The sequence below is a fragment of the Microcella alkalica genome, assembly GCF_014595885.1.
GTDB classification, from domain to species: domain Bacteria; phylum Actinomycetota; class Actinomycetes; order Actinomycetales; family Microbacteriaceae; genus Microcella; species Microcella alkaliphila_B.
The window spans coordinates 148,878-173,374 of record NZ_JABUKC010000001.1; the positions used below are offsets into that span (position 1 = coordinate 148,878).

The 24,497-nt window shown below is 73.2% G+C and carries 30 protein-coding genes; 14 read left to right on the top strand and 16 right to left on the bottom strand.

Going from position 1 to position 24,497, the window contains the following annotated elements; genetic code table 11:
- Window position 1 precedes the first annotated feature (1 nt).
- Window positions 2-2,050: an acetate--CoA ligase gene (gene acs, locus ID804_RS00695; RefSeq protein ID WP_169077054.1), complete on the bottom strand. Its 2,049-nt coding sequence runs from the start codon at window positions 2,048-2,050 to the stop codon at window positions 2-4.
- A 161-nt stretch (window positions 2,051-2,211) separates the two neighbouring features.
- Here acs and ID804_RS00700 point away from each other — a divergent pair, with 161 nt between their 5' ends.
- Complete coding sequence (locus ID804_RS00700) at window positions 2,212-3,129, top strand: pseudouridine-5'-phosphate glycosidase (protein ID WP_169077055.1); 918 nt, start codon at window positions 2,212-2,214, stop codon at window positions 3,127-3,129.
- Window positions 3,105-4,064 (top strand): carbohydrate kinase family protein, encoded by a 960-nt coding sequence (locus ID804_RS00705; protein WP_169077056.1) that lies wholly within the window; start codon window positions 3,105-3,107, stop codon window positions 4,062-4,064. Before ID804_RS00700 ends, ID804_RS00705 begins: the two co-directional genes overlap by 25 nt.
- Window positions 4,065-4,071: 7 nt before the next feature.
- Here ID804_RS00705 and ID804_RS00710 read toward each other — a convergent pair whose 3' ends face one another.
- From ID804_RS00710 to ID804_RS00720, 3 genes are all read right to left on the bottom strand, one after another.
- Window positions 4,072-4,950, bottom strand: a complete 879-nt coding sequence (locus ID804_RS00710) for an EamA family transporter (protein ID WP_169077057.1) — start codon at window positions 4,948-4,950, stop codon at window positions 4,072-4,074.
- 126 nt (window positions 4,951-5,076) lie between these two features.
- Window positions 5,077-5,484 carry a hypothetical protein gene (locus ID804_RS00715; RefSeq protein ID WP_169077058.1) on the bottom strand — a complete coding sequence of 136 codons (408 nt, stop codon included), beginning with the start codon at window positions 5,482-5,484 and terminating at the stop codon, window positions 5,077-5,079.
- A 112-nt stretch (window positions 5,485-5,596) separates the two neighbouring features.
- Entirely contained in the window at window positions 5,597-6,979 is a 1,383-nt protein-coding gene (locus ID804_RS00720) for a cryptochrome/photolyase family protein (protein WP_169077059.1), read from the bottom strand.
- A 47-nt stretch (window positions 6,980-7,026) separates the two neighbouring features.
- Here ID804_RS00720 and ID804_RS00725 point away from each other — a divergent pair, with 47 nt between their 5' ends.
- Window positions 7,027-8,004 (top strand): hypothetical protein, encoded by a 978-nt coding sequence (locus tag ID804_RS00725; protein WP_169077060.1) that lies wholly within the window; start codon window positions 7,027-7,029, stop codon window positions 8,002-8,004.
- Here ID804_RS00725 and ID804_RS00730 read toward each other — a convergent pair.
- Both ID804_RS00730 and ID804_RS00735 read right to left on the bottom strand, forming a co-directional pair.
- Window positions 8,001-8,429, bottom strand: coding sequence for a MarR family winged helix-turn-helix transcriptional regulator (locus tag ID804_RS00730; protein WP_169077061.1), 429 nt, complete (start codon window positions 8,427-8,429; stop codon window positions 8,001-8,003). The two genes, ID804_RS00725 and ID804_RS00730, sit on opposite strands and share 4 nt — an antisense overlap.
- Window positions 8,430-8,726: 297 nt before the next feature.
- Window positions 8,727-9,572 (bottom strand): mechanosensitive ion channel family protein, encoded by an 846-nt coding sequence (locus ID804_RS00735; RefSeq protein WP_169077062.1) that lies wholly within the window; start codon window positions 9,570-9,572, stop codon window positions 8,727-8,729.
- A 215-nt stretch (window positions 9,573-9,787) separates the two neighbouring features.
- On the opposite strand from ID804_RS00735, the gene ID804_RS00740 reads away from it, so the two are divergent.
- Entirely contained in the window at window positions 9,788-11,170 is a 1,383-nt protein-coding gene (locus tag ID804_RS00740; RefSeq protein ID WP_169077063.1) for an APC family permease, read from the top strand.
- On the opposite strand, the gene ID804_RS00745 is transcribed toward ID804_RS00740, so the two are convergent.
- Both ID804_RS00745 and upp read right to left on the bottom strand, forming a co-directional pair.
- Window positions 11,167-11,934, bottom strand: a complete 768-nt coding sequence (locus ID804_RS00745; protein ID WP_169077744.1) for a winged helix-turn-helix domain-containing protein — start codon at window positions 11,932-11,934, stop codon at window positions 11,167-11,169. The genes ID804_RS00740 and ID804_RS00745 overlap by 4 nt on opposite strands.
- 401 nt (window positions 11,935-12,335) lie before the next feature.
- A complete protein-coding gene (gene upp / locus ID804_RS00750) occupies window positions 12,336-12,968 on the bottom strand; it encodes a uracil phosphoribosyltransferase (protein ID WP_169077064.1) in 633 nt (210 codons plus the stop codon).
- 24 nt (window positions 12,969-12,992) lie between these two features.
- Between upp and tadA the strand changes: the two genes are divergently transcribed.
- Window positions 12,993-13,460 (top strand): tRNA adenosine(34) deaminase TadA, encoded by a 468-nt coding sequence (gene tadA / locus ID804_RS00755; protein WP_348981075.1) that lies wholly within the window; start codon window positions 12,993-12,995, stop codon window positions 13,458-13,460.
- Here the strand turns inward: tadA and ID804_RS00760 are convergent.
- The 3 genes from ID804_RS00760 to ID804_RS00770 are packed head-to-tail and all read right to left on the bottom strand — an operon-like array spanning window position 13,432 to window position 15,111.
- Window positions 13,432-14,358 carry a cation diffusion facilitator family transporter gene (locus tag ID804_RS00760; protein ID WP_169077065.1) on the bottom strand — a complete coding sequence of 309 codons (927 nt, stop codon included), beginning with the start codon at window positions 14,356-14,358 and terminating at the stop codon, window positions 13,432-13,434. The genes tadA and ID804_RS00760 overlap by 29 nt on opposite strands.
- Before the next feature lie 23 nt (window positions 14,359-14,381).
- A complete protein-coding gene (locus ID804_RS00765; protein WP_169077066.1) occupies window positions 14,382-14,741 on the bottom strand; it encodes a hypothetical protein in 360 nt (119 codons plus the stop codon).
- Between the two features lie 22 nt (window positions 14,742-14,763).
- Window positions 14,764-15,111, bottom strand: a complete 348-nt coding sequence (locus ID804_RS00770) for a cation diffusion facilitator family transporter (protein WP_169077067.1) — start codon at window positions 15,109-15,111, stop codon at window positions 14,764-14,766.
- 61 nt (window positions 15,112-15,172) lie between these two features.
- Between ID804_RS00770 and proC the strand changes: the two genes are divergently transcribed.
- Both proC and ID804_RS00780 read left to right on the top strand, forming a co-directional pair.
- Window positions 15,173-16,000, top strand: coding sequence for a pyrroline-5-carboxylate reductase (gene proC / locus ID804_RS00775; protein WP_169077068.1), 828 nt, complete (start codon window positions 15,173-15,175; stop codon window positions 15,998-16,000).
- Window positions 16,001-16,290: 290 nt separating this feature from the next.
- Window positions 16,291-16,722, top strand: coding sequence for a hypothetical protein (locus ID804_RS00780; RefSeq protein ID WP_169077069.1), 432 nt, complete (start codon window positions 16,291-16,293; stop codon window positions 16,720-16,722).
- A gap of 65 nt (window positions 16,723-16,787) precedes the next feature.
- On the opposite strand, the gene ID804_RS00785 is transcribed toward ID804_RS00780, so the two are convergent.
- Together ID804_RS00785 and ID804_RS00790 are read right to left on the bottom strand one after the other, a co-directional pair.
- Entirely contained in the window at window positions 16,788-17,459 is a 672-nt protein-coding gene (locus ID804_RS00785; protein WP_169077070.1) for a potassium channel family protein, read from the bottom strand.
- Window positions 17,452-18,900: a TrkH family potassium uptake protein gene (locus ID804_RS00790; protein ID WP_169077071.1), complete on the bottom strand. Its 1,449-nt coding sequence runs from the start codon at window positions 18,898-18,900 to the stop codon at window positions 17,452-17,454. Before ID804_RS00790 ends, ID804_RS00785 begins: the two co-directional genes overlap by 8 nt.
- 70 nt (window positions 18,901-18,970) lie before the next feature.
- Between ID804_RS00790 and ID804_RS00795 the strand changes: the two genes are divergently transcribed.
- The 3 genes from ID804_RS00795 (at window position 18,971) to ID804_RS00805 (ending at window position 20,021) form a co-directional block, all read left to right on the top strand.
- Window positions 18,971-19,471: an ArsR/SmtB family transcription factor gene (locus ID804_RS00795; RefSeq protein WP_169077072.1), complete on the top strand. Its 501-nt coding sequence runs from the start codon at window positions 18,971-18,973 to the stop codon at window positions 19,469-19,471.
- Window positions 19,472-19,580: 109 nt separating this feature from the next.
- A complete protein-coding gene (locus ID804_RS00800; RefSeq protein ID WP_169077073.1) occupies window positions 19,581-19,775 on the top strand; it encodes a helix-turn-helix domain-containing protein in 195 nt (64 codons plus the stop codon).
- Between the two features lie 147 nt (window positions 19,776-19,922).
- Entirely contained in the window at window positions 19,923-20,021 is a 99-nt protein-coding gene (locus ID804_RS00805; RefSeq protein ID WP_003792170.1) for a 30S ribosomal protein bS22, read from the top strand.
- 104 nt (window positions 20,022-20,125) lie between these two features.
- On the opposite strand, the gene ID804_RS00810 is transcribed toward ID804_RS00805, so the two are convergent.
- Entirely contained in the window at window positions 20,126-20,938 is an 813-nt protein-coding gene (locus ID804_RS00810) for an HAD family hydrolase (RefSeq protein ID WP_169077074.1), read from the bottom strand.
- Window positions 20,939-20,973: 35 nt separating this feature from the next.
- On the opposite strand from ID804_RS00810, the gene ID804_RS00815 reads away from it, so the two are divergent.
- From ID804_RS00815 to ID804_RS00825, 3 genes are read left to right on the top strand one after another with little or no spacing between them, the layout of a single operon-like run.
- Window positions 20,974-21,225, top strand: coding sequence for a glutaredoxin family protein (locus ID804_RS00815; RefSeq protein ID WP_169077075.1), 252 nt, complete (start codon window positions 20,974-20,976; stop codon window positions 21,223-21,225).
- Window positions 21,222-21,521: a Dabb family protein gene (locus ID804_RS00820; RefSeq protein ID WP_169077076.1), complete on the top strand. Its 300-nt coding sequence runs from the start codon at window positions 21,222-21,224 to the stop codon at window positions 21,519-21,521. Before ID804_RS00815 ends, ID804_RS00820 begins: the two co-directional genes overlap by 4 nt.
- Window positions 21,522-21,539: 18 nt before the next feature.
- A complete protein-coding gene (locus ID804_RS00825) occupies window positions 21,540-22,268 on the top strand; it encodes an SOS response-associated peptidase (protein WP_169077077.1) in 729 nt (242 codons plus the stop codon).
- A gap of 237 nt (window positions 22,269-22,505) precedes the next feature.
- Here ID804_RS00825 and ID804_RS00830 read toward each other — a convergent pair whose 3' ends face one another.
- Window positions 22,506-23,054 (bottom strand): thermonuclease family protein, encoded by a 549-nt coding sequence (locus ID804_RS00830; protein WP_169077078.1) that lies wholly within the window; start codon window positions 23,052-23,054, stop codon window positions 22,506-22,508.
- A gap of 73 nt (window positions 23,055-23,127) precedes the next feature.
- Here ID804_RS00830 and ID804_RS00835 point away from each other — a divergent pair, with 73 nt between their 5' ends.
- Window positions 23,128-23,649, top strand: coding sequence for a hypothetical protein (locus ID804_RS00835; RefSeq protein WP_169077079.1), 522 nt, complete (start codon window positions 23,128-23,130; stop codon window positions 23,647-23,649).
- 16 nt (window positions 23,650-23,665) lie between these two features.
- Here the strand turns inward: ID804_RS00835 and ID804_RS00840 are convergent, their stop codons facing one another.
- The gene (locus ID804_RS00840; RefSeq protein ID WP_169077080.1) at window positions 23,666-24,496 is read right to left on the bottom strand and encodes an Fpg/Nei family DNA glycosylase; all 831 of its coding nucleotides are present in this window, start codon (window positions 24,494-24,496) and stop codon (window positions 23,666-23,668) included.
- Between the last annotated feature and the right edge of the window lies 1 nt (window position 24,497).

Below are 24,497 nucleotides of genomic sequence, written 5' to 3' on the forward strand. Positions count from 1 at the left end.
GCTACCCGCGCGCGATCGTCGCGATCGCCGGCACGACTGACTCGTCCTGCAGCGAGGTGGTGTCGCCCAGCTCGCGCCCGTCGAGCACATCTGCCAGCAGGCGGCGCATGATCTTGCCCGAACGGGTCTTCGGCAGGTCGGGCACGAGCAGCACGTGGCGCGGCTTCGCGACCGGGCCGATGACGCGCGCGACGTGCGCGGCCAGCTCGGCCCGGGCATCCGCTGCCGCCGCGCGCCAGGCCGCGACGTCGAGCTCCTCGGCGCCCGCGGCCACCGGCGCGGACACGGGCACGACGAACGCCGCGACCGCCTGGCCCGTCACCGCGTCGGCGACCCCGACGACTCCGGCCTCGGCGACGAGCGGGTGCGCGACGAGCGTCGACTCGATCTCGATCGTCGACAGCCGGTGCCCCGACACGTTGATGACGTCGTCGACGCGGCCCTGTAGGCGCACGTAGCCGCGCTCGTCGATCGTCGCGCCGTCGCCGGCGAAGAACAGGCCGGGAAAACGGCTCCAGTAGGCGGCGCGATACCGGTCGTGGTCGCCCCACACGGTGCGCGACATCGCGGGCCACCGGCCCTCGATCGTGATGTACCCGCCCTCGCCGGGCGCGACGTCCGCGCCGGCCTCGTCGAGGACGCGCACCCTCAGGCCCGGCAGCGCGACGCCCGCCGCCCCCGGAACCCCCTCGTGCACGCCGGGCAGGGTCGCGACGATCGCGGCGCCCGACTCCGACTGCCACCACGTGTCGACGATCGGGGCGCGCCCACCGCCGATGCGCGCGTGGAACCAGACCCAGGCCTCGGGGTTGATCGCTTCGCCGACCGTGCCGAGCAGCCGGATCGACGACAGGTCGAATGACGCAGGGAAGCCCTCGGGGAACCGGGCCATGAACGTGCGGATGAGCGTCGGCGCCGTGTAGTAGACGGTCACGCCGAGGCGCTCGATGATCTCGGCGTGCCGCGTCGGCGCCGGGTGGTCGGGCGAGCCCTCGGCGATGACGATCGACGCGCCGTTCGACAGCGGCCCGTAGAGCACGTACGTGTGCGCCGTCACCCACGCGAGGTCGGCGGTGCACCAGTACACGTCGTCGGGCTTCGCGTCGAAGGCCGCCCAGTGCGACCAGCTCGCCTGCACGAGGTAGCCGCCGGTCGTGTGCACGACGCCCTTCGGCCGCCCCGTGGTGCCGCTCGTGTACGTGATGAACAGGGGATGCTCGGCGTCGAGCTCGGGAGCCGCGTGCTGCTCGGGCTGAGCATCCACCGCCTCGTGCCACCAGACGTCGCGACCGGGCGTCCACGGCACGTCGGCCTCGCCCGTGCGTCGCACGACGAGCACGTGCTCGACGTGGTCGAGCCCGGCGACGGCCTCGTCGACGATGCGCTTCACGCCGACGGCGGCGCCGCGGCGGAACTGCCCGTCGCTCGCGATGACGACCCTCGCGCCGGTGTCGGCGACGCGGAACCGCAGTGCCTCGGCCGAGAAGCCGCCGAAGACGAGCGAGTGCACGGCGCCGATGCGGGCGACGGCGAGGGCCGCGACGACCGTCTCGACGAGCACCGGCAGGTAGATGACGACGCGGTCGCCGGCCGTCACACCGAGCGACTCGAGCGCGTGCGCGGCCTGCGCGACGCGGCGCTGCAGCTCGGCGTACGTGACGGTCTCGCGGTCGCCGCGCTCGCCCTCGAAGTGCAGCGCGACCCGGTCGCCTCGGCCGGCGGCGACGTGCTGGTCGACGCACACGACGCTCGCGTTGAGGGCGCCGCCAGCGAACCAGGTCGCGCGGGGGCTCGCCGGGTCGTCGTCGCTCGGCGGCACCCACTCGTGCACGCTCGCCCAGAGCCGCGACCAGGGCAGGCGGTGGGCCTGCTGCTCCCAGAAGGCCTGCGCGTCGGCGGGCAGCGCGGCGAGGTCGGCGGCGGTCACGTTCGCGCGCGCCGCAAAGGCGGGCGGCACCGGGTAACGGCGGGCGTCGTGCACGCTCGCGGGCGGGGCGGCGGGTTCGGCGGTCGGGCGGTCGGCGGGGGCGGATGCTGCGCGCGAGCTCATCGTGCGCACCACGCTAGGCGGCGCGCGCGGTCGGCGCAGGTCGGGGCGTCACACGGGGTCACGGTCGCGGGGCCCGCACCCGACGTGGGCGACGTCGCCGACCTCGGGGGCCACGACAACGAGGCTCAGCCGCCGTGCGGCGCGCGGAGTAGCCTGACTCGGTGACCCAGCCCCTGCAGCTCTCCGACGAGGTGGCCGCGGCGCTCGCCGCCGGTCGGCCGGTCGTCGCCCTCGAGTCGACCATCATCAGCCACGGCCTCCCGCGGCCCCGCAACCACGAGGCGGCGCTCGAGTTCGAGCAGCTCCTCCGCGATCAGGGCGTCACGCCCGCGACGATCGCGGTGCTCGACGGCGTCGCGCAGATCGGCCTCGACGCGGAGGGGGTGCGGCGCATCTCCGACGACGAGATGGCGAAGGCCAGCGTGCGCGACCTGCCCATTCTCGCGGCCCGCGCCGCGAGCGGGGCGACCACCGTCGCGGCGACGGCGCATCTGGCGGCGATGGCGGGCATCCGCGTCTTCGCCACCGGCGGGCTCGGCGGCGTGCACCGCGGCGCGAGCGAGACCTTCGACGAGTCGGCCGACCTCTCGACGCTCGCCGTCACCCCGATCACGGTCGTCTCGGCCGGTGTGAAGAGCGTGCTTGACATCGCCGCGACGCTCGAGCGGCTCGAGACCTACTCGGTGCCGGTCATCGGGCTGGGCACGACGGTCTTCCCGAGCTTCTGGCTGCGCGAGAGCGCCTTCACGCTCGACTGGTCGGTGGAGGACGAGAGCCAGGTCGCCGCCGTCATGGCCGCGCACGACGCGCTCGGCCACCGGCAGGGCATCGTCGTGGCGAACCCCGTGCCCGCCGATAAGGCGTGGGATCCGGCCGAGCACGACCGCGTGCTCGCCGAGGCGTTCGCGCTCGCCGACGCCGCGGGCGTCACCGGCAAGGCGGTCACGCCGTTCCTGCTGGGCACCATCGTCGAGCTCTCCGGCGGGCGCAGCCTCGAGGTGAACCTCGACCTGGCCCGCAACAACGTGCGCGTCGCCGGTCGCATCGCGACCGCGTGGGCCGCGCACCAGGCCGCCTGACGCCGGCGCCGACGACCGTGGCCGGCTCGCGCGCCCTGCTCGTGGGCGACGTCATCGACGACATCATCGTCGTGCCCTCGGGCCCGATCCGCGCCGACACCGACACGGTCTCGCGCATCACGCGGCAGCCGGGCGGCAGCGCGGCGAACTCGGCGGCGTGGCTCGGCTGGCTCGGTGCGGCGGTCGACTTCGTCGGGCGAGTGGGGGCCGGCGACGCCGAGCGCCATGCGCGCGAGCTCGCCGTGACGGGCGTCGCCGCGCACCTGCACGAAGATCCGGAGCGCCCCACCGGCACGATCGTCATCCTCGTCGAGGGCCAGCAGCGCACGATGCTCACCGATCGGGGCGCGAATGCGGGCCTCCACCCCGATCAGGTGACGGATGCCCTGCTGCAGGCCGCGGGCATCCTGCACCTGACCGGCTACTCGCTCGTCGACGCCCTCTCGGCCCGCGCGCTGCGCGAGCTGCTCGAGCGCGCGCACGCGGCCGGATCCGCCGTCACGCTCGACCCCAGCTCGGTGGGGTTCATCGCCGACCACGGCGTCGAGGCGTTCCGCGCCGCGATCGCGGGCGTCGACGTGCTACGGCCCAACCTCGACGAGGGCCGCCTGCTCGCGGGGCTCGGGGGCGACGCGCCACCTGCGCTCGTCGCCGAGGCGCTGCTCGACCTCGCACCGGCGGTCGTGCTGACGTGCGGCGCGGCAGGGGTCACCGTGGCCGAGCGTCGTGCCGACGGCACGGCGCGCGTCGTGCCGCTCGAGGTCGAGCGCGTGCCCACGGTCGACCCGACGGGGGCGGGCGACTCGTTCACCGCCGGGTTCCTCGCCGCACGCCTCGCCGGGGCTGACCTCGCGCACGCCGCTCGTGAGGGGCAGCGGGTGGCGGCCATCGCGGTGAGTCGCATCGGCGGCCGGCCGCCCGCCGAGCCGCGCTGAGCGGCGTCTACGACCGGCTCGCCGACCGCACCGCCCCTGCGCTCGCCGCGATGATCACCACGATCGCGGCGAGCTGCAGGGGCGTCAGCAGCTGCCCGAGCACGATGAGGCCGGCGAGCGCGGCCACGACGGGGCCGAGGCTCGAGAGCACGCCGAAGAGCCTGGTCGGCATCGACTTGAGGGCGATGAACTCGAGCGCGTAGGGCAGCGCCGAGGTCATGACGGCGATGCCGGCGAAGGCGGCAATCAGCCACGGATCCGCGACGACGGCGGCGGCCGCGGGCGCAGCGCCGAGCGGCACGACGATGACGGCGGCGACGACCATCGCGACGGCGAGCCCGTCGACCCCGCGCACGCTCGTCGCGCCCAGTCGCGCCGACGCGACGATGTAGAGCGCCCAGAACGCGGCCGCGCCACCGGCGAGCACGAGACCGAGCAGGCCGATCGCTCCGTCGCTGTCGACTGCGAGCATCCCGACGCCGACCGCGGCGAGCGCGACCCACAGCAGGTCGCGGGCGCGGCGCGCCCCGGCGACGGCCACGGCGAGCGGGCCGATGAGCTCGACGGCGACGGCCACGCCGATCGGCACCCGCTCGATCGCCAGGTAGATGAGCGCGTTCATGCCGGCGAGCCCCACGCCGAGGGCGAGCACGCCCGCCCACACCCGCCGCGACCATCCCCGCACCGACGGGCGGAGCACGATGAGCAGGATCGCCGCCGCGAGCAGCAGGCGAAGGGATGCTGCGCCGAGGGCGCCGACCTCGGCGAAGGTCGTGCCGGCGAGCGCGTTGCCGAACTGCACCGAGACGATCGCGGTGAGCGCGAGCGGGAGCGGTCCGAGGCGCGGGCGCCGGGCATCCGATGCCGGCGCGGGCGGCGGGGTCATGCGAGCAGTATGCCCGCCCGCACGACTCGCCCCGCACAGGCGAACCGCCTCGCCCCCCTGGGGGAGCGAGGCGGTTCTCGGGGTGCGCCGTCCGCGCCCGAATCGCGGCGACGCGGGTCGGGGCGACTAGTCGTCGTCGCCGTCGTCGTCGACCGAGACCGGCGAGGCCGGGGTCACGGGCGAGGCGGGGCTGACCGGCGACGGCGGCGTCACGGGCGACACCGGCGACGCGGGCGTCGGCGGCGTGACGACCGAGGCCGGCGTGACCGGCGTCGCGGGCGTCGCGGGCGTGACCGGCGAGGCGCTCGTCGCGGGGTCGGGGGTCACGATGCTGTCGCTCGTGACGTCGAAGGTGACGTCGGCGCTGCCGCGCGAGTCGTCGCCGCGCACGTCGTCGACGTTCGTCAGGCCGGGCACGCGGGTGTCGTCGCTCGTCAGCTCCATCGCGTTCGCGGTGGCGACGGCGCCGCCGGCGATGACGCCGATGCCGAGGGCCGAGGCGGCGCTGACGGCGATCCAGGTCTTCTTCTGCATGATGCTCTCCTTCTGTCGGTTTCGGGTCTGAGGGGGGAGGGGGCTGCCCTCCCGATGACTCAAGACTCGGGCGCCTCGATGAGACGCGAAGGAGGCGGAGGTGAGAGGGTTCTCATCGTTCGGCGGCATCCCGTGCCTGCTTGGCGGCCTTGACCGCCTCGTAGGCGTCGAGGGCGGCCTGCCGCGACGCCTTGAGATCGACCATCGGCTCGGGGTAGGCGTCGGTGCCGGCCTCAGGAACCCACCGGTGCACGTACTCGCCGCGCGGGTCGAACTTCGCGGCCTGCAGCTCGGGGTTGAAGACGCGGAAGTACGGCGCGGCGTCGGCCCCCGACCCGGCGACCCACTGCCACGAGGCGGCGTTGCTGGCCTCGTCGGCGTCGACGAGCGTGTCCCAGAACCACTGCTCGCCGATGCGCCAGTCGACCTGCAGGTTCTTCGCGAGGAAGCTCGCGGTGATCATCCGCACCCGGTTGTGCATCCAGCCGGAGTGCCACAGCTGCCGCATGCCCGCGTCGACGATGGGGATGCCCGTGCGCCCGTGCCGCCACCGATCCAGCTCGTCCTCCGCGGGCGACGTCCACGGGAAGTGGTCGAAGTCGGCGCGATAGTTGCGCGTCGCCAGGTCGGGGTGGTGGAAGAGGATGTGGTAGCTGAACTCCCGCCAGCCGATCTCGCTGAGGAACTTCTCGCGGTTGCGCAGGGCCGCCGCGTCCAAGCCGTGCCGTAGCCGGTGCCACACCTCGAACGGGCTGATCTCGCCGAAGCGCAGGTGCGGGCTGAGCATGCTGGTGGCGTGCAGGGCGGGCTCGTCGCGCCGGTGGTAATCGGCGAGCACGGTCTCGGCGAACTGCTCCAGGCGGTCGTGGGCGCCGGCCGAGCCGGGCGTCCAGGTCTCGCGCAGCCCGCCGGCCCAGTCGGGGCGGGTCGGCAGCAGCGTCCAGTCGTCGAGGGCGTCGCCGCCGGGCGCGAGGCCGTCGATGCGGGTCGGCGCCGGCAGGGGCTCGCGCGGCTCGGGTCGGCTGAGGCACGCCTTCCAGTAGGGGGTGAAGACGCCGTAGGGGCCGCCGCTGCCGGTCGTGATGCTCCATGGCTCGAACAGCAGCGAGGCCTGGAAGCTCTTCGCCTCGATGCCGTCGTCGGTCAGGCTCGACTTGAGTGCGGCATCCGTCTCGCGCGCCGCGCCGTAGCGGCGGTTCCAGTGCACGGCGTCGGCGCCGGTCTCGTCGATCAGGGCGCGGATGCTCGCCGCGGCCTCCCCGCGCCGCAGGGTCAGCGCGCCGCCGAGCTCGGAGAGCTCCTCACCCAGCCGGGCGAGCGAGTGATGCAGCCACCACCTGCTCGCGGCGCCGAGCGGCCGCACCCCCGGCGACGACTCGTCGAGCAGATACAGCACGATGACGGGCCCGCCCCGCTCGACGGCGGCGCTGAGGGCGGGATTGTCGGCGATGCGCAGGTCGTCGCGCAGCCACACGATCGTCGGTGAGCCGGGCATGCGCCCAGGCTAGGGCCGCGGGGGTTACGCTCACTGGGAGGTGACCGATGGTTCCAGGGGCTGCCCAGCAGGGCTCGATCGACCCCCGCGATCGGCGGTGGGCGCCGGGCGCCGGCTTCCGGCCGCCCGAGCGCCTGGTCGAGCGGCCGATGTCCGACGACCCGCGCGAGCGCGCGCGGCACGAGGCGTTCCGTCGACTGCTCGATCTTGCCGACGAGACCGGCGCACGGCTGCTGCTGACCGGGTTCCTCGTGTTCCCCGCGAACGGTCTCGGCGATCCGCCGCTGCGGCCCGCGCTCAACGCCGTCATCGACCACGACGCTTGCGCGCCGCTGCTGGCGGCGCTCGGCGCGGAGGGCTGGCGTCCGACGCGCGTGCGGGGTCGCTCGCTGCTGCCGCCCGCGGCGGCCGCCATCGAGGAGCCGGTCTCGGGCGCCCAGGTGAACCTCTTCCCGGTCATCCCCGGCTTCTTCGCCGACCCGCGCGTCGTGTTCGAGGATGCCTGGCGGCGCCGGCACCGGATGCTCGTCTTCGGCCGCGAGGCGGCGATCACCGATCGCGTGTTGACGATGATGCTCGCCGTGCACGACAGCGCCGGGCCGCGCGCGAACGCCCCGCGCCCCGAGTCGGAGACGCGCGCGCTGCTCGACCGCTTTCACTCGGTGATCACAAACGACGAGCTGGAGCTGCTCGCGGCGAGCGTGCATCGCTACCGCGCGGAGGGCGTGATGCGTCGGCTGTTCGGCGGCCTGGGGCTGCCGATCCCGCCGAGTCGGATGCCCACGCGGCGCTACGCGATCGCCCGACTCTTCGTCGACCACGTCGGGCTGGCCGGGCGCCTGCTGCTGCTGTCGCTCGAGTCGAGCCCCGGCTACCCCGGCGAGGTCGCCGCCGACGTCGTCGCGGCGCGGCGCCGGCTGGCTCAGCGCGGGTTCGCCGCAGCCGCCGAGGTGCCGGCGCTGCTGGTTCGCGCACGGAGGGCGAGGCGCGCTCGCCTGCGCGCGCTGCTCGCGGCGGGTCGCTAGCCGCGCAGCCGGCGGCAGAGCGCGGCGAGCTGCTCGAGCTCGTCGGGGGTGAGCGCGCCACCGACGCGGCGGGCGATCGAGTCGGCGTGTACGACGGCGACGCGCTTGAAGAGCTCCCACCCGTCGGAGGTGAGCGCGACGATGGTGCCGCGAGCGTCGTTCTCGTCGGGCAGCTTCTCGACGAGCCCGCGGGCGGCGAGACGGTCGATGAGGCGCGAGACGCTCGGCTGGCTGAGCAGCAGGTGGGGGATGAGGTCGCGGATGCGCATCCGGCGCTCGGGCGCCCGACTGAGGTTGAGCAGCACGTCGTACTCGGTGAACGAGATCTCGCTCGACGGGAACTCGGCGTTGAGCTGCCGCAGCACCGAGACCTGGGCGCGGAACAGCGCCTCCCAGGCGTCGATGGCGAGCGACTTGTCGGTCATGCGACAACTCTATGCACGCGCATGAGCATCGTGAGCGATGCGCGCGTGCCGATCACGAGGATCGCGGTCGTCCGGGCACTCGCCCGGGCCTGGCAGAGGGAGTACACCCGGGCATGACAGAGGCCCGGCCGCCGAGGCGAGCGACCGGGCCTCTCCCTTGCACCAAGAGTGTCCTGCAATCACATTCCGCGGCAGTCGCCACAGCAAACAACTGACGCTCTCTGAATGTATAACGGTCAGGTAACGGTGTCTAGTTATCCGTTCGTTATTTTTCCTATGAGTTCGCTGGTACGCGGATCACGGGCGACCGGTGGGGCGCGAGGTCGACGTCGCGCCGCCCGCCGGGGGCAGCTTCTGCGTCGGCGCCGCGCTCGAGGCGGTGCTGCCCATCGAGGTGCCGGCCGTCGCGCCGCCGCGCAGCTCGTCGGCCTTCTGGCGCAGCTGCTCGCCCGCGCTCGGGCTCGAGCCGGCCTCCTGCTTGATGCGCGGAGCCTCGGCCTCGGCCTTGTTCAGCCAAGCCTCCCAGCGCGACTGCATCGGCTTGATGAGGCCGCCGCCGGCGCCGACGATGATGACGCCGCCGATGATCGCGAGCACCGTGATGAGCACGGGTGTCGTCACGGTCGTGGCGATGTCGACCTGGTTGAGCGCGGCGGTGATGCCGAGGAAGAGGATGAACACACTCGCGATGTTCGCGATGACGCGTCCGTACGACAGGCCGCCGAGCATCCCCTGGATCAGGGTCTTCGCGCCGGCCGCGATCGCCGCCGCGACGATGATGATGATGATCGCCACGATGATGCGCGGCAGGAAGGCGATGATGCCCTCGAGCAGGTCGCTCACCGGGTTCGGGCCGAAGACGCCGAAGGCGAACTGCAGCACGAACAGCACGAGCGTGTAGTACACGATCTTGGCGATGATGTCGCTCGCGTCGAACTTCGAGCGGTCGAGCACGCGCTTCACGCCGCCGCGCTCGACGAGGCGGTCGAAGCCGACCCGCTCGAGCAGTTTGTCGAGTCCCTTCGCGATGAGCTTCGCGACGATGAGGCCGACGACGAGGATGACGATGAAGAGCAGCAGCTTGGGCAGGAAGTCGATGACGTTCGCGAGCCCGTCTCTGAGGATGACGTTGACGTCGTTCATGGTGAGCCTTTCGGTGGTTGCGGTGCCCGACGAGGGTGTCCCCCGTTCGAGGGGAGCGCACAGGGGCTTGCGCGGGCGAGCGCGGTGCCGCACCATGCCGAGCCCGCGACGCCGACGACGCGATCGCCCGGCGAGGCATCCGGGGCCATAATCGCCCGGGGCGCCTGCGGTCAAGCCCGTGACCGCGAGGGCGGATGCCCGCCTACGGTTCCCCCATGCCTCGCGACACCCTGCGCCCCGTCGACGCCGCTCCCGTGCCAGGGCCTCCGCAACCAACACGCCTGCGCCGCGCCATCACCGGCCCGCTGCTCTACCTCTTCATCGTCGGCGACGTGCTCGGCGCCGGCATCTACGCGCTCACCGGCGTGCTCGCCGCCGAGGTCGGCGGCGTCATGTGGGCCTCGCTGCTCATCGCGCTCGCCCTCGCGCTGCTGACGGCGGGCTCGTACGCCGAGCTGGTCACGAAGTTCCCGCGCGCGGGCGGCGCGGCGGTCTTCGCCGAGCGCGCCTTCCGCACCCCGGTGGTGTCATTCCTTATCGGGTTCTGCATGCTCGCCGCCGGCGTGACGAGCGCCGCGGGGCTCTCGCTCGCCTTCGCGGGCGAGTACTTGCAGCAGTTCGTGCCCGTGCCGACCTGGGTCGCCGCGCCGCTGTTCCTGCTGCTCGTCGCCGCGCTCAACGCCCGCGGCATCCGCGAGTCGCTCGCCTCGAACGCCGTCATGACGATCATCGAGCTCTCCGGCCTCCTCATCGTCGTCATCGCCGGCGCCGTGCTGCTCGGCTCGGGCGGCGGCGACACGAGCCGCCTCACCGAGTTCCCCGACGACGCGGTGCCGGGCCTTGCGCTGCTGGGCGGCGCCATCATCGCCTTCTACTCCTTCGTCGGCTTCGAGGTCTCCGCGAACGTCGCCGAGGAGGTGCGCGACCCCGCCCGCATCTACCCGCGCGCCCTGTTCGGCGCCCTCGCGACGGCCGGCGTGGTCTACGTGCTCGTCGCCATCGCCGCGGCCGTGGCGACGCCTCCGAGCGAGCTCGAGGGATCGACCGCGCCGCTGCTCGACGTCGTCGAGGCCTCCGGCTTCGCGATCCCCTCGTGGCTCTTCGCCGCGATCGCGCTCGTCGCCGTCGCGAACGGCGCGCTGCTGACGATGATCATGACCAGCCGACTGGCCTACGGGATGTCCGAGCAGCGCCTCCTGCCCGGCGCGCTCTCCCGGGTGCTGCCGCAGCGTCGCACCCCCTGGCTCGCGATCCTCGCCACCACTGCCGTCGCGATCATCCTCACCCTCATCGGCGACCTGGCACTGCTGGCCGAGACGGTCGTGCTGCTGCTGCTCGTGGTCTTCATCTCCACGAACGTGTCGGTGCTCGTGCTGCGGCGCGAGCGCGTGCAGCACGAGCACTTCCGCGTCTGGACCTTCGTGCCGGTGCTCGGCGTGCTGTCGTGCATCCTGCTCATGACGCAGCAGGCGCCGCGCGTCTGGCTCATGGCGGGCATCCTGCTCGCGATCGGCGCCGTGCTGTACCTCACCGCCCGGTTCGCGGCCGATCGCCGCACGCGCCGCAGCGGTCACGGCGCCGACGAGCGCGGGGCCTAGAAGAAGTCGGGCGAGGGTCGCGAGGAGTAGGTGATCGACACGTCGGCGTGCCGGTCGAACCGGTAGCCGGCGCCGCGCACGGTGCGCACGATGTCCTCGTAGCCGCCGAGCTTCGAGCGCAGGCGGCGCACGTGCACGTCGATCGTGCGCTCGTTGGGCACGTCGCCCTCGTCGTCGGCGCCCTCGGCCCACAGCGAGGCGATGAGCTCGCCGCGGTCGATCGTGCGGCCCTCGCGCAGCACGAGGTACTGCAGCAGCTCGAACTCCTTGTAGGTCAGCGGCGCGGTCTCGCCGTCGAGCACGACGCGCTTGCGCGAGATGTCGATGACGACGCCCGGCACGATCTTCTCCGCCGGCTCCTCGGTGCGGCGGTAGCGGGCGAGCGCCGCCGGATCCTGCAGTGCGAGGCGCACGACGTCGACGTCACGGCCACCCGCGCCCGCCGGGGCGAGCGCGACGGCCGCGTGCGTCTCGGCGCCCGGCGCCAGCTCGGCGGTGACGCGCTTGAGCTCGCTCACGAGGCGGCCCAGGTCGATGCCGGCGGCGGCGGCCTTGCGCTCGTCGAGGCCCACGTAGAGCACGAAGCCGCGGGCCTCGGTGCCCTCCGGCACGGCGCGCGGCCGCTGCGCGCCGCCCGCAGCCGGGGCATCGGATGCCGGGCGCGGCTGATCGACGGCGGGGTCGACGGCGCGTGGGTACGCCGGCCGCGTGGCCGGGGCGGGGGAGGAGGAGGCGGTGCGGGAGTCGAGGGTCGCGAGAGACATGGTCGAGACGCTTTCTGCGGAGTCGAACGGCTCGTCGCGCGGAGCAGCAGGGGCGCTCGCGGCGGGGGAGGCGTTCGCGGTGTCGAAGGGGCGCGCGTCGGGGCGGAGGGCATCCTGCCCGTGCGCGGGGGTTCCCGGATCGTGGCGGTCGGTCATGGTGATCCGATCGGTCGGTCGATCAGCGGTGCGGGGCGCGAGCGGTCAGGCGCACATTCGACAGTGAGCGTCGACGCGGGTCGGCATCATCATGCCGATGCTCCCCGGGGCCTCGAGGGAGGTCGGGTGCAGCGCGTGGACGGTCATGCGGGCAAGTATCCCCGCCGTGCGCGGGCACGGTCAACCCGCGGGGTCCGCCGCGCGCAACACGGGGTCACACGCCGCGCGCCGGGCGGAGCATCCGCTCAGACGGTGCCGTACAGGCGGTCGCCCGCGTCGCCGAGCCCCGGCACGATGTAGCCGTGCTCGTTGAGGCGCTCGTCGAGCGCGCCGAGCACGATCGTGACGTCGCGGCCCTCGACGGCCTTCTCGATCGCGGCGAGGCCCTCGGGGGCGGCGAGCAGGCAGATCGCCGTGACGTCCTGCGCGCCGCGGTCGAACAGGTACTCGATCGCCGACAGCAGCGAGCCGCCCGTGGCGAGCATCGGGTCGAGCACAAAGCACTGGCGGTTCGAAAGGTCCTCCGGCAGGCGCTCGGCGTAGACGCTCGGCTCGAGCGTCTCCTCATTGCGCACCATGCCGAGGAAGCCCACCTCGGCGCTCGGCACGAGCGTGACCATCCCGTCGAGCATGCCGAGGCCGGCGCGCAGGATCGGCACGATGAGCGGCCGGGGCTCGGCGATCGCGACGCCGGTCGTCTGCGTCACGGGGGTCTGGATCGTGACCTCCTCGACGCGCACCTCGCGCGTGGCCTCGTAGGCGAGCAGCGTGACGAGCTCGGAGGTCAGCGCGCGGAAGGTCGGCGAGGGCGTGCGCTCGTCGCGGAGCACCGTCAGCTTGTGCGTGATGAGAGGGTGGTCGGCAACGTGCACTCGCATAGGCTCAATCTAACGGAGGTGCCGATGACCGCAGTGCCCGAGCGCGACATCGCCGCCATGCGGGAGGCGCTCGCCGAGGCGGTCGCGGCGCTCGAGACCGACGACGTCCCGGTCGGCGCGGTCGTCGTCGACGCCGATGGGCGGGTCATCGGCCGCGGTCGCAACGAGCGCGAGCGGCTCGCCGACCCGACCGCGCACGCCGAGGTGGTCGCGCTGCGTCAGGCGGCCGCCGCGACGGGCGACTGGCAGCTGAGCGGATGCTCGCTCGTGGTCACGCTCGAGCCCTGCGTCATGTGCGCCGGGGCCATCCTGTCGGCGCGCATCCCGCGCGTCGTCTTCGGCGCGTGGGATGACAAGGCCGGGGCGGCCGGGAGCGTGCTCGACCTGCTGCGCGAGCGCAGCCTGCCGATCCGCGTCGACGAGGTCGTCGGCGGCGTGCTCGCCGACGAGAGCGCCGAGCTGCTCAGCCGGTTCTTCCGGGGGCGGCGGTGAACCCCGGCTCGAGGTAGATGACGCGAGCGTGCGGCACGGCCTCGCGCATCCGCTCCTCGATCCGGTTGATCTCGCCGGCGACGTGCTCGACGCTCGAGCCCGCGCGGAAGGCGAGCTTCGCCGCAACGAGCAGCTCGTCGGGGCCGAGGTAGGGGGTCTTCATGTGCACGAGGCGCTCGACGGCCGCGTCGCCCTCGAGCAGCGTGCGGATGCGCGCGTCATCCTCGAGCGTGGCGCCCTCGCCGACGAGCAGGCTCTTCGTCTCGACGCCGAGCACGATCGCGACGGCGACGAGCAGCAGGCCGATCATGATCGTGCCGATGCCATCCCACAGCGCGTCGCCCGTGATGATCGTGAGGCCGACGCCGAGCAGCGCGAAGACGAGGCCGAGCAGCGCCGCGACGTCCTCCAGCAGCACGACCGGCAGCTCGGGCTGCTTCGCGCGACGCACGAACTGCACCCACGACTGCCGCCCGCGCACCTTGTTCGACTCCTTCACCGCGGTGCGCAGCGAGAAGGTCTCGAGCGCGATCGCGATGAGCAGCACGACGATCGGCAGCCACGCGTTCTCGAGCGGGTGCGGCTCGCGCAGCTTCGCGACGCCCTCGTAGAGCGAGAACACGCCGCCGACCGAGAACAGGATGATCGCCACGACGAAGGCGTAGACGTAGCGCTCTCGGCCGTAACCGAAGGGGTGCTCGCGGTCGGCTGCTCGGCGGGCGCGACGCCCGCCGAGCAGCAGCAGCAGCTGGTTGCCAGCGTCGGCGACCGAGTGCACGCTCTCGGCGAGCATCGCGCTCGAGCCCGAGACGAGGAAGGCGATGAACTTCGTGACGGCGATGCCGGTGTTGGCCAGCAGCGCCGCGACGATGGCGCGCGACCCTCCCTCGGTGCTCATGCGGGCCTCCTCGGCCGATCAGCTCACCAGAAGACGGCGAGGATGATGTTGACGAGCGCGAGCCCGCCCGCCGCGTGGAAGAACGGCTTGATCGAGCGGTCGTTCGAGCCCTTGCGGGCGCGCAGCCAGCCGAGCAGCGCGGCGACGAACACGACGAGCGCGATGACGAGCTTCGTCGTGATCTTCGCGTAGTCGAGGTCGCGGTCGAGGCCCTCGGCGAGACCGGTGAGCAGGATGCCCGTGGCGAGCTGCGTGATCGCGCCGCCGAACACGGCCGCGATGGCGAAGTTCTCGTTGCGGCGCATCTGCACGAGGAAGGGGCCGACGATCGCGGCGAGGCCGATGAAGTGGCCGACGACGAGGAACGAGTAGAGAGTCTCCATGGCCGAATCCTGGCAGAGAGGCCTAGTCGGCGCCGCGGATGACGATGACGTCGGTCGGCGTGTCCATGTCGTCGCGGGGCCCGGCGAGCGCCGGCTCGAGCACGATGCCCGTCACGCCCTTGACCGCGGCCGCGATCGCGACCTTCACCTCGCGCAGCACGGCGACGACGTCGCTGACCGGTGTCGACGGTCCGAAGCCGAGCACCGCGGTGACCAGCAGGCCGTCGTCGTGACGGTGCAGCACGACCTCGCCGACGCTCTGCACCCCCGGCGTCGAGATCAGCGCCTCACGGATGGCCCGGGCGTCGCGCGGGTCGACCTCGTGCTGATCCACCTCGCGGGGGGCGGTGCTGTCTCCGGTCGCGCTCATGCCTTCGTCCTCCGTCGGTTGCTGCGCTTCGTCCGTTGACCCTCCAACCTACACTCGTGGCATGAGCTCGCCACTGCCCTCCACCGCCATCCTGGGAACCGGCTCGATGGGCGGGGCGATCCTGTCAGGGCTGCGCCGGCCGGAGGTCTCGGTCGAGGGCGTGCGGGTCACGACGCGCACCGACGCCTCGGCTGCGGCGCTGCGCGCGCAGGGCGTCGAGGCCCGCGCCGTCGAGCACGACAGCGGCGCGAACGCGTGGGCCGTCGAGGGAGCGCGCGTCGTCGTGCTCGGGGTGAAGCCGGCCCAGATCACCGGTCTGCTGGCGGAGATCGCGCCTGCGCTCGCACCCGACGCGCTCGTGGTGAGCGTCGCCGCGGGCGTCACGACCGCCGCGATGGAGGCGGAGGTGCCGAACCCCGTCGTGCGCGCCATGCCCAACACGCCCTCGCTCATCGGCCGCGGCGTCACCGGCCTCAGCGCCGGCGCGCGGGCCGACCGTGGCGAGCTCGCGCTCGCGACGGCGCTCTTCCGCACCGTCGGCACCGTCATCGAGCTGCCCGAGGCGCAGATCGATGCGCTCTCGACGATCTCCGGCTCGGGCCCGGCCTACGTCTTCCTGCTGATCGAAGAGCTCACGCGCGCCGCCCAGGCGCAGGGCTTCGACGACGACATCGCCCGCCTCATGGTGCAGCAGACGTTCCTCGGCGCGAGCCTGCTGCTCGAGGCGACGGGCGACGACCCGGAGGAGCTGCGCCGCCGCGTGACGAGCCCCAAGGGCACCACCGAGCGGGCGATCGCCGTGCTGCAGGAGGCCGAGCTCGCCGAGCTATTCACGCGCGCGACCGACGCCGCCCTCGCCCGCGCCCGCGAGCTCGCCGCTGGCGCCTGATGCCGGGCGACGCCTGCCGTCTCACGACGTCGCCGTCCGCGCAGGCGCCGATGGCGTCCGCAGCGCCGACCATCGGTCCGTCGAGAGCCCGTGCCCGGCGAGCGTCCGCAACGAGTGACTGATGGACGCGCCCTCGGGCGTCGGGCGGCCATGCTCGGGCCGGCCTGCTGTGGCGCCGCTGGGCGAGAGCGTGGGCATGTCATAGAGCGCGCATAGATCTCGTATAGACAGCGGGATGACGGTGGTTGCCGAGCCCGCGATCGGCGCGGGCACGAGCAGAAGGCACGCCCATGTCGCAGAACACGCCCGACGACTCCACCCCGCGCGAGACGACTCCCGACGCCTCGCCGACGACCCCGCTCCTCGAGCAGCGGCCCGAACCCGCGCCAGCACCCGCCCCGTCCGCGGCCCAGCCCTCGCGCCTGCCGCGCGCCCTCGCCATCACCGGCATCGCGGTCGGCGGCGCGCTGCTCGTCGGCATGATCTTCGCCGGCGGGGTCGCCGTCGGCCGACTGCTGCCCGACCACCACGGGCCGGCCGGCATCGCGATGGGCGGCTTCGACCGCGAGGGCGGCTTCGGCCGAGGCGATCGCGGCCCGATGGGCGGCGACCGCGGCGACCGCGGCCCGATCGGCGGCGATGGCCTCACGCAGGAGCAGCGCGAGCAGTTCCGCGACGAGATGATCGAGCGCTGGCAGGAGCTGCAGCAGCAGAACGGCTAGACCGGGACGGCGGCGCGCAGCGCCGTCGCATCCGCGCCGATCATCGACGGGCGGGCCTCGTCAGCTCAGTTGTCGAGCGAGGCGAAGCGGTCGATATCGGCCTCGGTGCCCGAGACGATGATGAGGTCGTGGTTCGACACCACGGTCTGTTCGGTCGCGTAGGTGAACGGCTTGCCCGGGCTCTTCACGCCGACGACGGTGATGCGGTACTTCGAGCGCACCTGCGACTCCGTGAGCGAGAGCCCGCGGATCGGCTTCGGCGGGTACATCTTCACGAGCACGAAGTCGTCGTCGAACTCGATGAAGTCGATCATGCGGCCCGAGACGAGGTGGGCGACGCGCTCGCCCGCCTCGGCCTCGGGGTAGATGACGTGGTTCGCGCCGATGCGGGCGAGGATCTTGCCGTGCGACTGGCTGATCGCCTTCGCCCAGATCTGCGGGATCTTGAGGTCGACGAGGTTGGCGGTGATGAGCACGCTCGACTCGATCGACGAGCCGGTCGCGACGACGGCGATCGAGAAGTCCTGCGCGCCGATCTGGCGCAGGGCATCCAGCGATCGGGCGTCGGCCTGCACCGCGTGCGTGACGCGCTCGGCCCACTTCTGCACAAGCAGCGGATCCTCGTCGACCGCGAGCACCTCGCGGCCCAGTCGCTGCAGCTGGCCGGCGGTCGCGGCGCCGAAGCGCCCGAGGCCGATCACCAGCACGGGGGCGTCGTGGCGGATGCGCTCAACCAACGATGGGCCTCTCTTCCGGGCGGCGGAACAGCTGTCGCCGCTGGCTCGCGGCGAGGGCCGCCGCGAGCGTCACTGTACCAACGCGCCCCGCCCACATCGTGGCCGCGAGCACGACCTTCGCCGGGTCCTCCAGGTCGGGGCCGGTGAGCCCCGTCGAGAGCCCGCAGGTGGCGAACGCCGAGATGACGTCGAAGAGCACGCGATCCAGCGGCTCCTGCGTGACGTGCAGCACGATGACGGATGCTGCGCTCACGATCGTCGCGCCCCACAGCACGACGCTCACCGCCAGGCGCAGCACGTCGACGGGCACGCGCCGCTCGAACGCCTCCATGTCCTTCACGCCGCGCGCTTCGGCGACCGCGGCGAGGAAGAGCACCGCGAGCGTCGTCACCTTGATGCCGCCGGCGGTGGAGGCCGAGCCGCCGCCGACGAACATGAGCATGTCCATCACGAGCAGGGTCGAGCCGTGCATCTCGCCGACGTCGACCGTCGCGAGCCCGCCCGAGCGGGTCATCATCGACATGAAGCCCGCCGTGAGCGGGCGGTTCCACGGGTCCTGCCCGCCGAGCGTGGCCTCGTTGCCCCACTCCAGCAGGCCGATCGCGACCCAGCCGAGGCCGAGCAGGATGAGCGTCGTGGTGAGCGTGAGCTTCGCGTGCACCGAGAGGCGCGCCCGCTCGCGCACCCAGCGGGCGAGCGCGAAGATCACGGGGAACCCGATCGCGCCGAGGAACACGGCGATCGACAGCACGCTGAGCATCCACACGTCGGCGGCGAAGAGCTCCATGCCCTGCGGGAACGGTACGAAGCCGGTGTTCGTGAACGCCGACAGCGACAGGTAGAAGCCCATCCAGATCGCCGACCAGGGGTCGAAGCCCTCCAGGAGCAGGCGGGGGATGATCAGGGCGGCGATCGCGAGCTCGATGACGATCGCGCTGAGGGCGACCGTGGCGAGCAGCGTGCCGATCTCGCCGAGACGCACCGCCTGTGACTCCGAGACGGGGCCGGCGTGCACGCGCGCGGCGTTCGTGTCGGAGGCCGCGACGAGCTTCGCCCGCAGCCCCATGCGCTTGGCGACCACGAGGCCGAGGATGCTCGCCATCGTCAGCACGCCGATGCCGCCGATCTGCATCGCGAGGATGATGACGACGTTGCCGAACACCGACCAGTGCGTCGCCATGTCGACGACCGTGAGGCCCGTGACGCAGATGGCGGAGACGGCGGTGAACAGCGCGTCGACGAGGGGCGTCCACTCCCGCTCGCCGGCGCGCGCGATCGGCAGCGTCAGCAGCAGCGTCGTGATGAGGATCAGGCCGGAGAAGACGATGATCGCGAACCGGGCGGGCGAGGATGTCGTGACGTCGCCGAGCGCGCTGCGCACCCGCTTTAGGGGCCCGGCCCCGTCGTCGCGGCGCACGCCCGACCGTGCCGCAGTGGACATGCTCGACTCCTCACCGGCCCGCAAGCCGGTGTCATGGTACTCCCGCGCCCGGCTGAACTAGATTTGACCCATGGCCGACATCTTCGACGTGATCGCCGACGCCACGCGTCGTGAGCTGCTCGACCACCTCCGCGAGGCGGCCACGAGCTCCGCGCGCGGCGAGCTGAGCGTCGGCGAGCTGGTCGATCGCATGGAGGCCACCCAGCCGACCGTGTCGAAGCACCTGAAGGTGCTGCGCGACCACGGCCTCGTGCGGGTGCGCGAGGAGGGCCAGCACCGCTACTACTCGATCGACGTCGAGCCGCTGGAGGAGGTGGAGGACTTCCTCCTGCCCTTCCTCGCCCTCGACGACCTCCAGTCGGGCGCCGGCAGCCCCGTCTTCGCCGCGTGGGCGGGGGCCGACGTCGAGCAGGCCGGCAGCACCGTAGGCCGCGCCGCCGCTGACGCCTCCTTCCGCGCCCGCTCGGCGCTGCAGGGCGCGCAGGAGCGCCTCGCCGACGTTCGCGAGCAGGTCGCCGAGGCGCAGCACAGCGTCGCGCGCCGGCTGCCGTGGCGCCGCGACGAGGCGTGAGCGCTGACCCCCTTTAGGGCGGCTTTACTCCCGTCACAGCAGCCCCTACAGTGACAACGCGCCACCCCGTCATCCCGAAGGGGCCAGCGCTGATGGAGGACGTGACCGCATGACCCGCGATCTCTCTGACGTGAGGTTCCTCACCGTGGCCGAGGTGGCCGAGATGATGCGCGTCTCCACGATGACGGTCTACCGGCTCGTGCACGCGGGCGAGCTGCCCGCGATCCGCTTCGGTCGCTCCTTCCGCATTCCCGAGTCGGCGGTCGCCGCGGCCGTGCGGCCTCCCGTCGCCGACGTCGGCTGAGCGGGTCGCACGACGCCCGTCTCGCGCCGAGCATCCGTCGACCGCCGCCCCGCGCGGCGCGCCTGAGCCCTGCGCTAGACTTCTGCGGTACATGACCGGGTCTGAACTGGACCGACGGTTCGTTCAGGCGAAGATCAGAGGTTTTCCATGGGTTCTGTCATCAAGAAGCGCCGCAAGCGGATGGCGAAGAAGAAGCACCGCAAGCTGCTGCGCAAGACGCGTCACCAGCGTCGCAACAAGAAGTAGAGCATCCGCTCACCGCAAGCGCTCGACCCCGACGGGTCGGGCGCTTTCGCGTTGTCGGGGCACGCGGCGGGGCGGTCGCGCGCGATCGGTGACGGATGCTGCGCTCAGGCCGCGCCGCGCTGCGAGTCGCCGGGCCGGCCGCCGCGCCGCGCCGAGCGCAGCACCTCGCGCGCCTCGCGGCGGATGCGCTTACGGGCAGCGCGGATGCTCGCCGCCCCCGCCGTCAGCACCGGCCAGGCGTGCGCGCGGGCGTGCCGCGCGAGCGCCGAGTCGGGGTTCACGACGACCCGGTTGCCGACGAGCGCCAGCAGCGGGATGTCGTTGCGGCTGTCGCTGTACGCCCAGCAGTCGGCGAGACTCGCCCCGCGCTGGGCCGCGAGCCGCTGGGCGACCTCGGCCTTGTGCTCGCCGTGCATGACGTGGCCGTCGAGCTCGCCCGTGAAGACCCCGTCGACGCTGCGGATGCGCGTGCCGACCGCGCCCGTGAGCCCCAGCCGCTCGGCCATGACCGACGCCATCGCCTCCGGGGTCGCGCTCAGCAGCCACACCTCGTGGCCCTTTGCGCGGTGCTCGCGCGCGAGCGCCACCGTCTCCGGGATGAGCCGCGAGTGGATCGAGCGCTCGTAGCTGTCGACGGCGAGCTGTGCGAGCTCGCCCTCGGTGCGCCCGGCGACGAGCGCGAGGGCCCGCTCGCGCACGCTCAGCTGGTGCTGGCTGTTCTCGCCGACCGCGATGAACCGCGCCTGCGCCCACGCGAAGCGCAGCACGTCGTGCAGCCGGATGAAGCCCTCGCGCCACGCCGCCGTGCCGATGTGGAAGATGCTGGCCCCGCGCATGAGCGTGTTGTCGATGTCGAAGAACGCCAGGATGGGCGTCGTCGAGGGCGGGTCGGCAGCGCTGCCGGGCGTGGTGGACATCCCGTCCAGGATACGTGCGGTCGTAGGCTGAGCGGGTGCCCGCGACGACCGTGACGCTGCTGAGCCGACCAGGCTGCCACCTGTGCGACGACGCGCGCGCGATCGTGGAGCGGGTCGTCGGCGAGGTCGGCGGTGTCGCGCTCGTCGAGCGCAGCATCCTCGACGATGCGGCGCTGCTGGAGCGCTACCGCGACGAGATCCCGGTCGTGCTCATCGACGGCGACGTGCACACCATCTGGCGGGTCGACGAGGCCCGCCTCCGAACTGCGCTGCTGGAGGCATCGTGATCAGGCACACCGTCTGCTGGACCCTGCAGGCCGACACCGACGAGGGTCGCGCCGAGGCGATCGAGGGCATGCGATCGCGGCTCGAGCCGCTCGTCGGCGTGATCCCCGGGCTGCGGTCGCTTGTCGTGCGCGGCGACATCCGGCAGGTCGAGTCGAACTGGCACGTCGTGCTCGTGTCGGAGCACGACGACGCCGAGGCCCTCGCCGCCTACCAGGCGCACCCCGAGCACGTCGCCGTCGGGCCGTACGTGCGCAGCGTCGTCGCCGACAAGGCGTGCGTCGACTACGAGTTCTGACGGTCGGAGGGGTTCGCGATGTGCGGTCGGTACGCCAACACCAAGAGCGGTGAGGAGCTCGGCCGCTACTTCGAGGCCGACGAGGTCGACGAGGTGCGCCTGCCGCCGAGCTGGAACATCAAGCCCACCCAGCAGGTGCCGATCGTCGTCGACACCGTGCCGCGCGACCTGGCCGGCTCGGGCGGCTCGGCGCCGGTCACGCGGCGGGTGACGGCGGCGCGCTGGTCGCTCGTGCCGCGGTTCGCCAAGGAGCTCGCCTCGAAGTACCCGACGTTCAACGCGCGCAGCGAGACCGCCGCCGAGAAGCCGACCTTCCGCTCGTCGGTCGTGCGCAGCCGCGCGATCGTGCCCGCCGACGGGTACTACGAGTGGCTGACGGTCGGGAAGACGAAGACCCCGTACTACGTGACGGACCCCGTCGAGGGCGAGCTCGCCTTCGCGGGGCTGTACTCGTGGTGGCGGGCGCCCGTCGCTGAGGGGGCAGAACCGAGGCCGTGGATGCTGACCGCCACGATCCTGACGCGGGCGGCGGCGGGGCCGGCGGCGCGCATCCACGATCGCATCCCGGTCATGCTGCCGCGCTCCGAGTGGGATACCTGGCTCGACCCGACCATCGCCGGCGACCACGCGCTCGTGCAGCACGCGGTCGCGGCGTCGCAGCCGGTCATCGAGCGGCTCGCGCTGCACGAGGTCGCGCCGCTGCGCGACGACGGGCCGCACCTCGTCGAGCCGGTCAACCCGCTGTGAGCCGGGCCGGATGGGTCTGGGCGCTCGCGGTGCACGGGGCGCTCGCGCTGCTCGGGGTTTCTCGCGTCGCCAGGTGGAGCATGCACCACTGAACACGGCACGCACGGCGCTTCACGGCGTGGGGTGTGCCGTCTTCAGCAGTGCGTGCGAGCCCGGTGCGTGGTCGGAGCGGCGATGGGCCAGCGCAGGGGCGGCGCGGCCCGCGCCCGCGCCAGGGCGCGAGCGCCGCAATGCCCGTCAGGGGGCGGGGCAGGCGCCCCAGAGCCCGCGGCCGGCGTCGCGGGCCGCGCGCTCGGCGGCCTGCAGCTCGGGCCAGTAGCGGTCGTTGGGCTCGACGAGCAGCGCCTCGGCGTAGCCCTGCTCGACGAGGGCCAGGTTGATGAGGGTGCCGTCGGCGGTGAAGAGGTAGAGCAGTTCGCGCTCGTAGCGATCCTGCGGGTCGCGGTCGTAGGCGTACCCGACCTCGGTGCCGGGCGGCGCGAGCGCCTCGAGCGCGGCCGTCGCCTCCGGGCCGTAGCACTCGAGCGGGTCGCGCAGCTCAGGCGTGTCGAGCCCGATGAGCCTGACCCGCAGCTCGCGGCCCTCGACGAGCATCCGCACGGTGTCGCCGTCGGTGATCGAGACGATCGTGCCCGTCGCGGTCGCGTCGCCGGCGGCGGGCGCGAGCGGTGCCGACGGCCCGGCCCCGCTGTCCTGGCGGGGCAGCTCGGCGGGCAGCAGCGAGCAGCCCGACACCGCCGCGAGCGCGAGCAGGGCGGCAGCGGCGCGGGCGGTCGGGCGGGGCACGCTGTGAGGCTACCGGGGTGCATCCGACATCGAGGGCGCCGGTCGTATGCTGACGCCGACGGAAGGACCCGCCGTGACCGACGACCGCTCACAGGGCATCGACCCCCGCTTCCCCGAGGTGTACCAGCGCGCCGGGGCCGACGCCCCCGTGGTGCTGCCCCAGCGCCGCGTCGCGGCCTCCGCCGTGTCGGGCCCGGTGCTCGATGAGGGGATGGCGGCGCCGAGCGCCGCGCCCGGCTCGAGCGACGCGGCGGCGATCGGCTCGACGGCGCGGGTGCCGCGGTCGGAGCGCGGCTTCGAGCTCGTTGTCGTCGGCAACCCCTGGCTGCGCGCACTGTGGATCGTCGGCGGCGTGACGCTGCTCGCCGGCATCGGGGCGATCCTCTACGCGCAGAACGCCTTCCTCGACGCGAGCACCGAGGGCTTCGACCGCGCGGCGCTCGTGCTGCCGACGATCGCGAGCGAGCTCAGCGGGCCGCTCGTCACCGGCGGCGTGCTCGCGCTCATCGCGGCGACGAGCCTGCGCATCGCTGCGTGGCGGCCTCGCGGCTACCGCGAGCTCGCCGCCGTCGAGCCGTCCGGCGCCGCCGAGTAGCGCCGCCGCCCGCCGCTCAGGTCTGGCAGCGCGGGCAGACGAACGTCTGCCGCTCGGTCAGGGCGTCGTCGCCGAGCATCCCCATGCGGATGCGCGTGCCGCAGCGTCGGCAGGGCTCGTGCTCGCGGTGCGCGACCCAGAGCCGGCGCCCCTTGCGGGTGTCGCCCGTCGTGACGCGTTCGACGCGATCGCGGTTGGCGCGGATGAGACGCACGGCGAGGTCGAGCACCGCCGCGGCATCCGTCTGCCCGATGGGGGTCTCGGGCAGGATGCCGCGCAGGAACAGCACCTCGTTGCGGTAGTCGTTGCCGAGCCCGGCGACGGTGCGCTGGTCGAGCAGGGCGAGCCCGATCGGCCGGTCGGGGTCGGCGGTGAGGCGGCGCAGGGCCTCGTCGCGGTCGAAGCTCGGGCCGAGCGGGTCGGGGCCGAGGTAGCCGACGACTTGCTGCTCGTCGCGAGTGGGCACGAGCTCGAGCTCGCCGAGCGCGAAGCCGACGGCCTGCCAGCCGGGGTCGGGTGGGCCCGCCGGGTCAGCGGCGTCGGCGCCTGCGCCCACCGGCGTCCCCACCTCGAGCACCATGCGCGCCTCGAACGCCGGCCGCCGCCACCGGCTGCCCGGCCGGTAGACGTGCCACGAGCCCTCCATCTTGAGGTGCGAGTGCACGGTGGTCTCGCCGATGCGCATGAGCAGGTGCTTGCCGATCGCGACGACCTCGTGCACGCGCTGCCCCGACAGGTCGACGGTCGCGAACGCCGGCACGCGGATGTCGCACCGCGTCACCTCGCGCCCGGCGAGCACCTCGTGCAGGCGCCGTGCGGCGCGATGGACGGTATCGCCCTCGGGCACG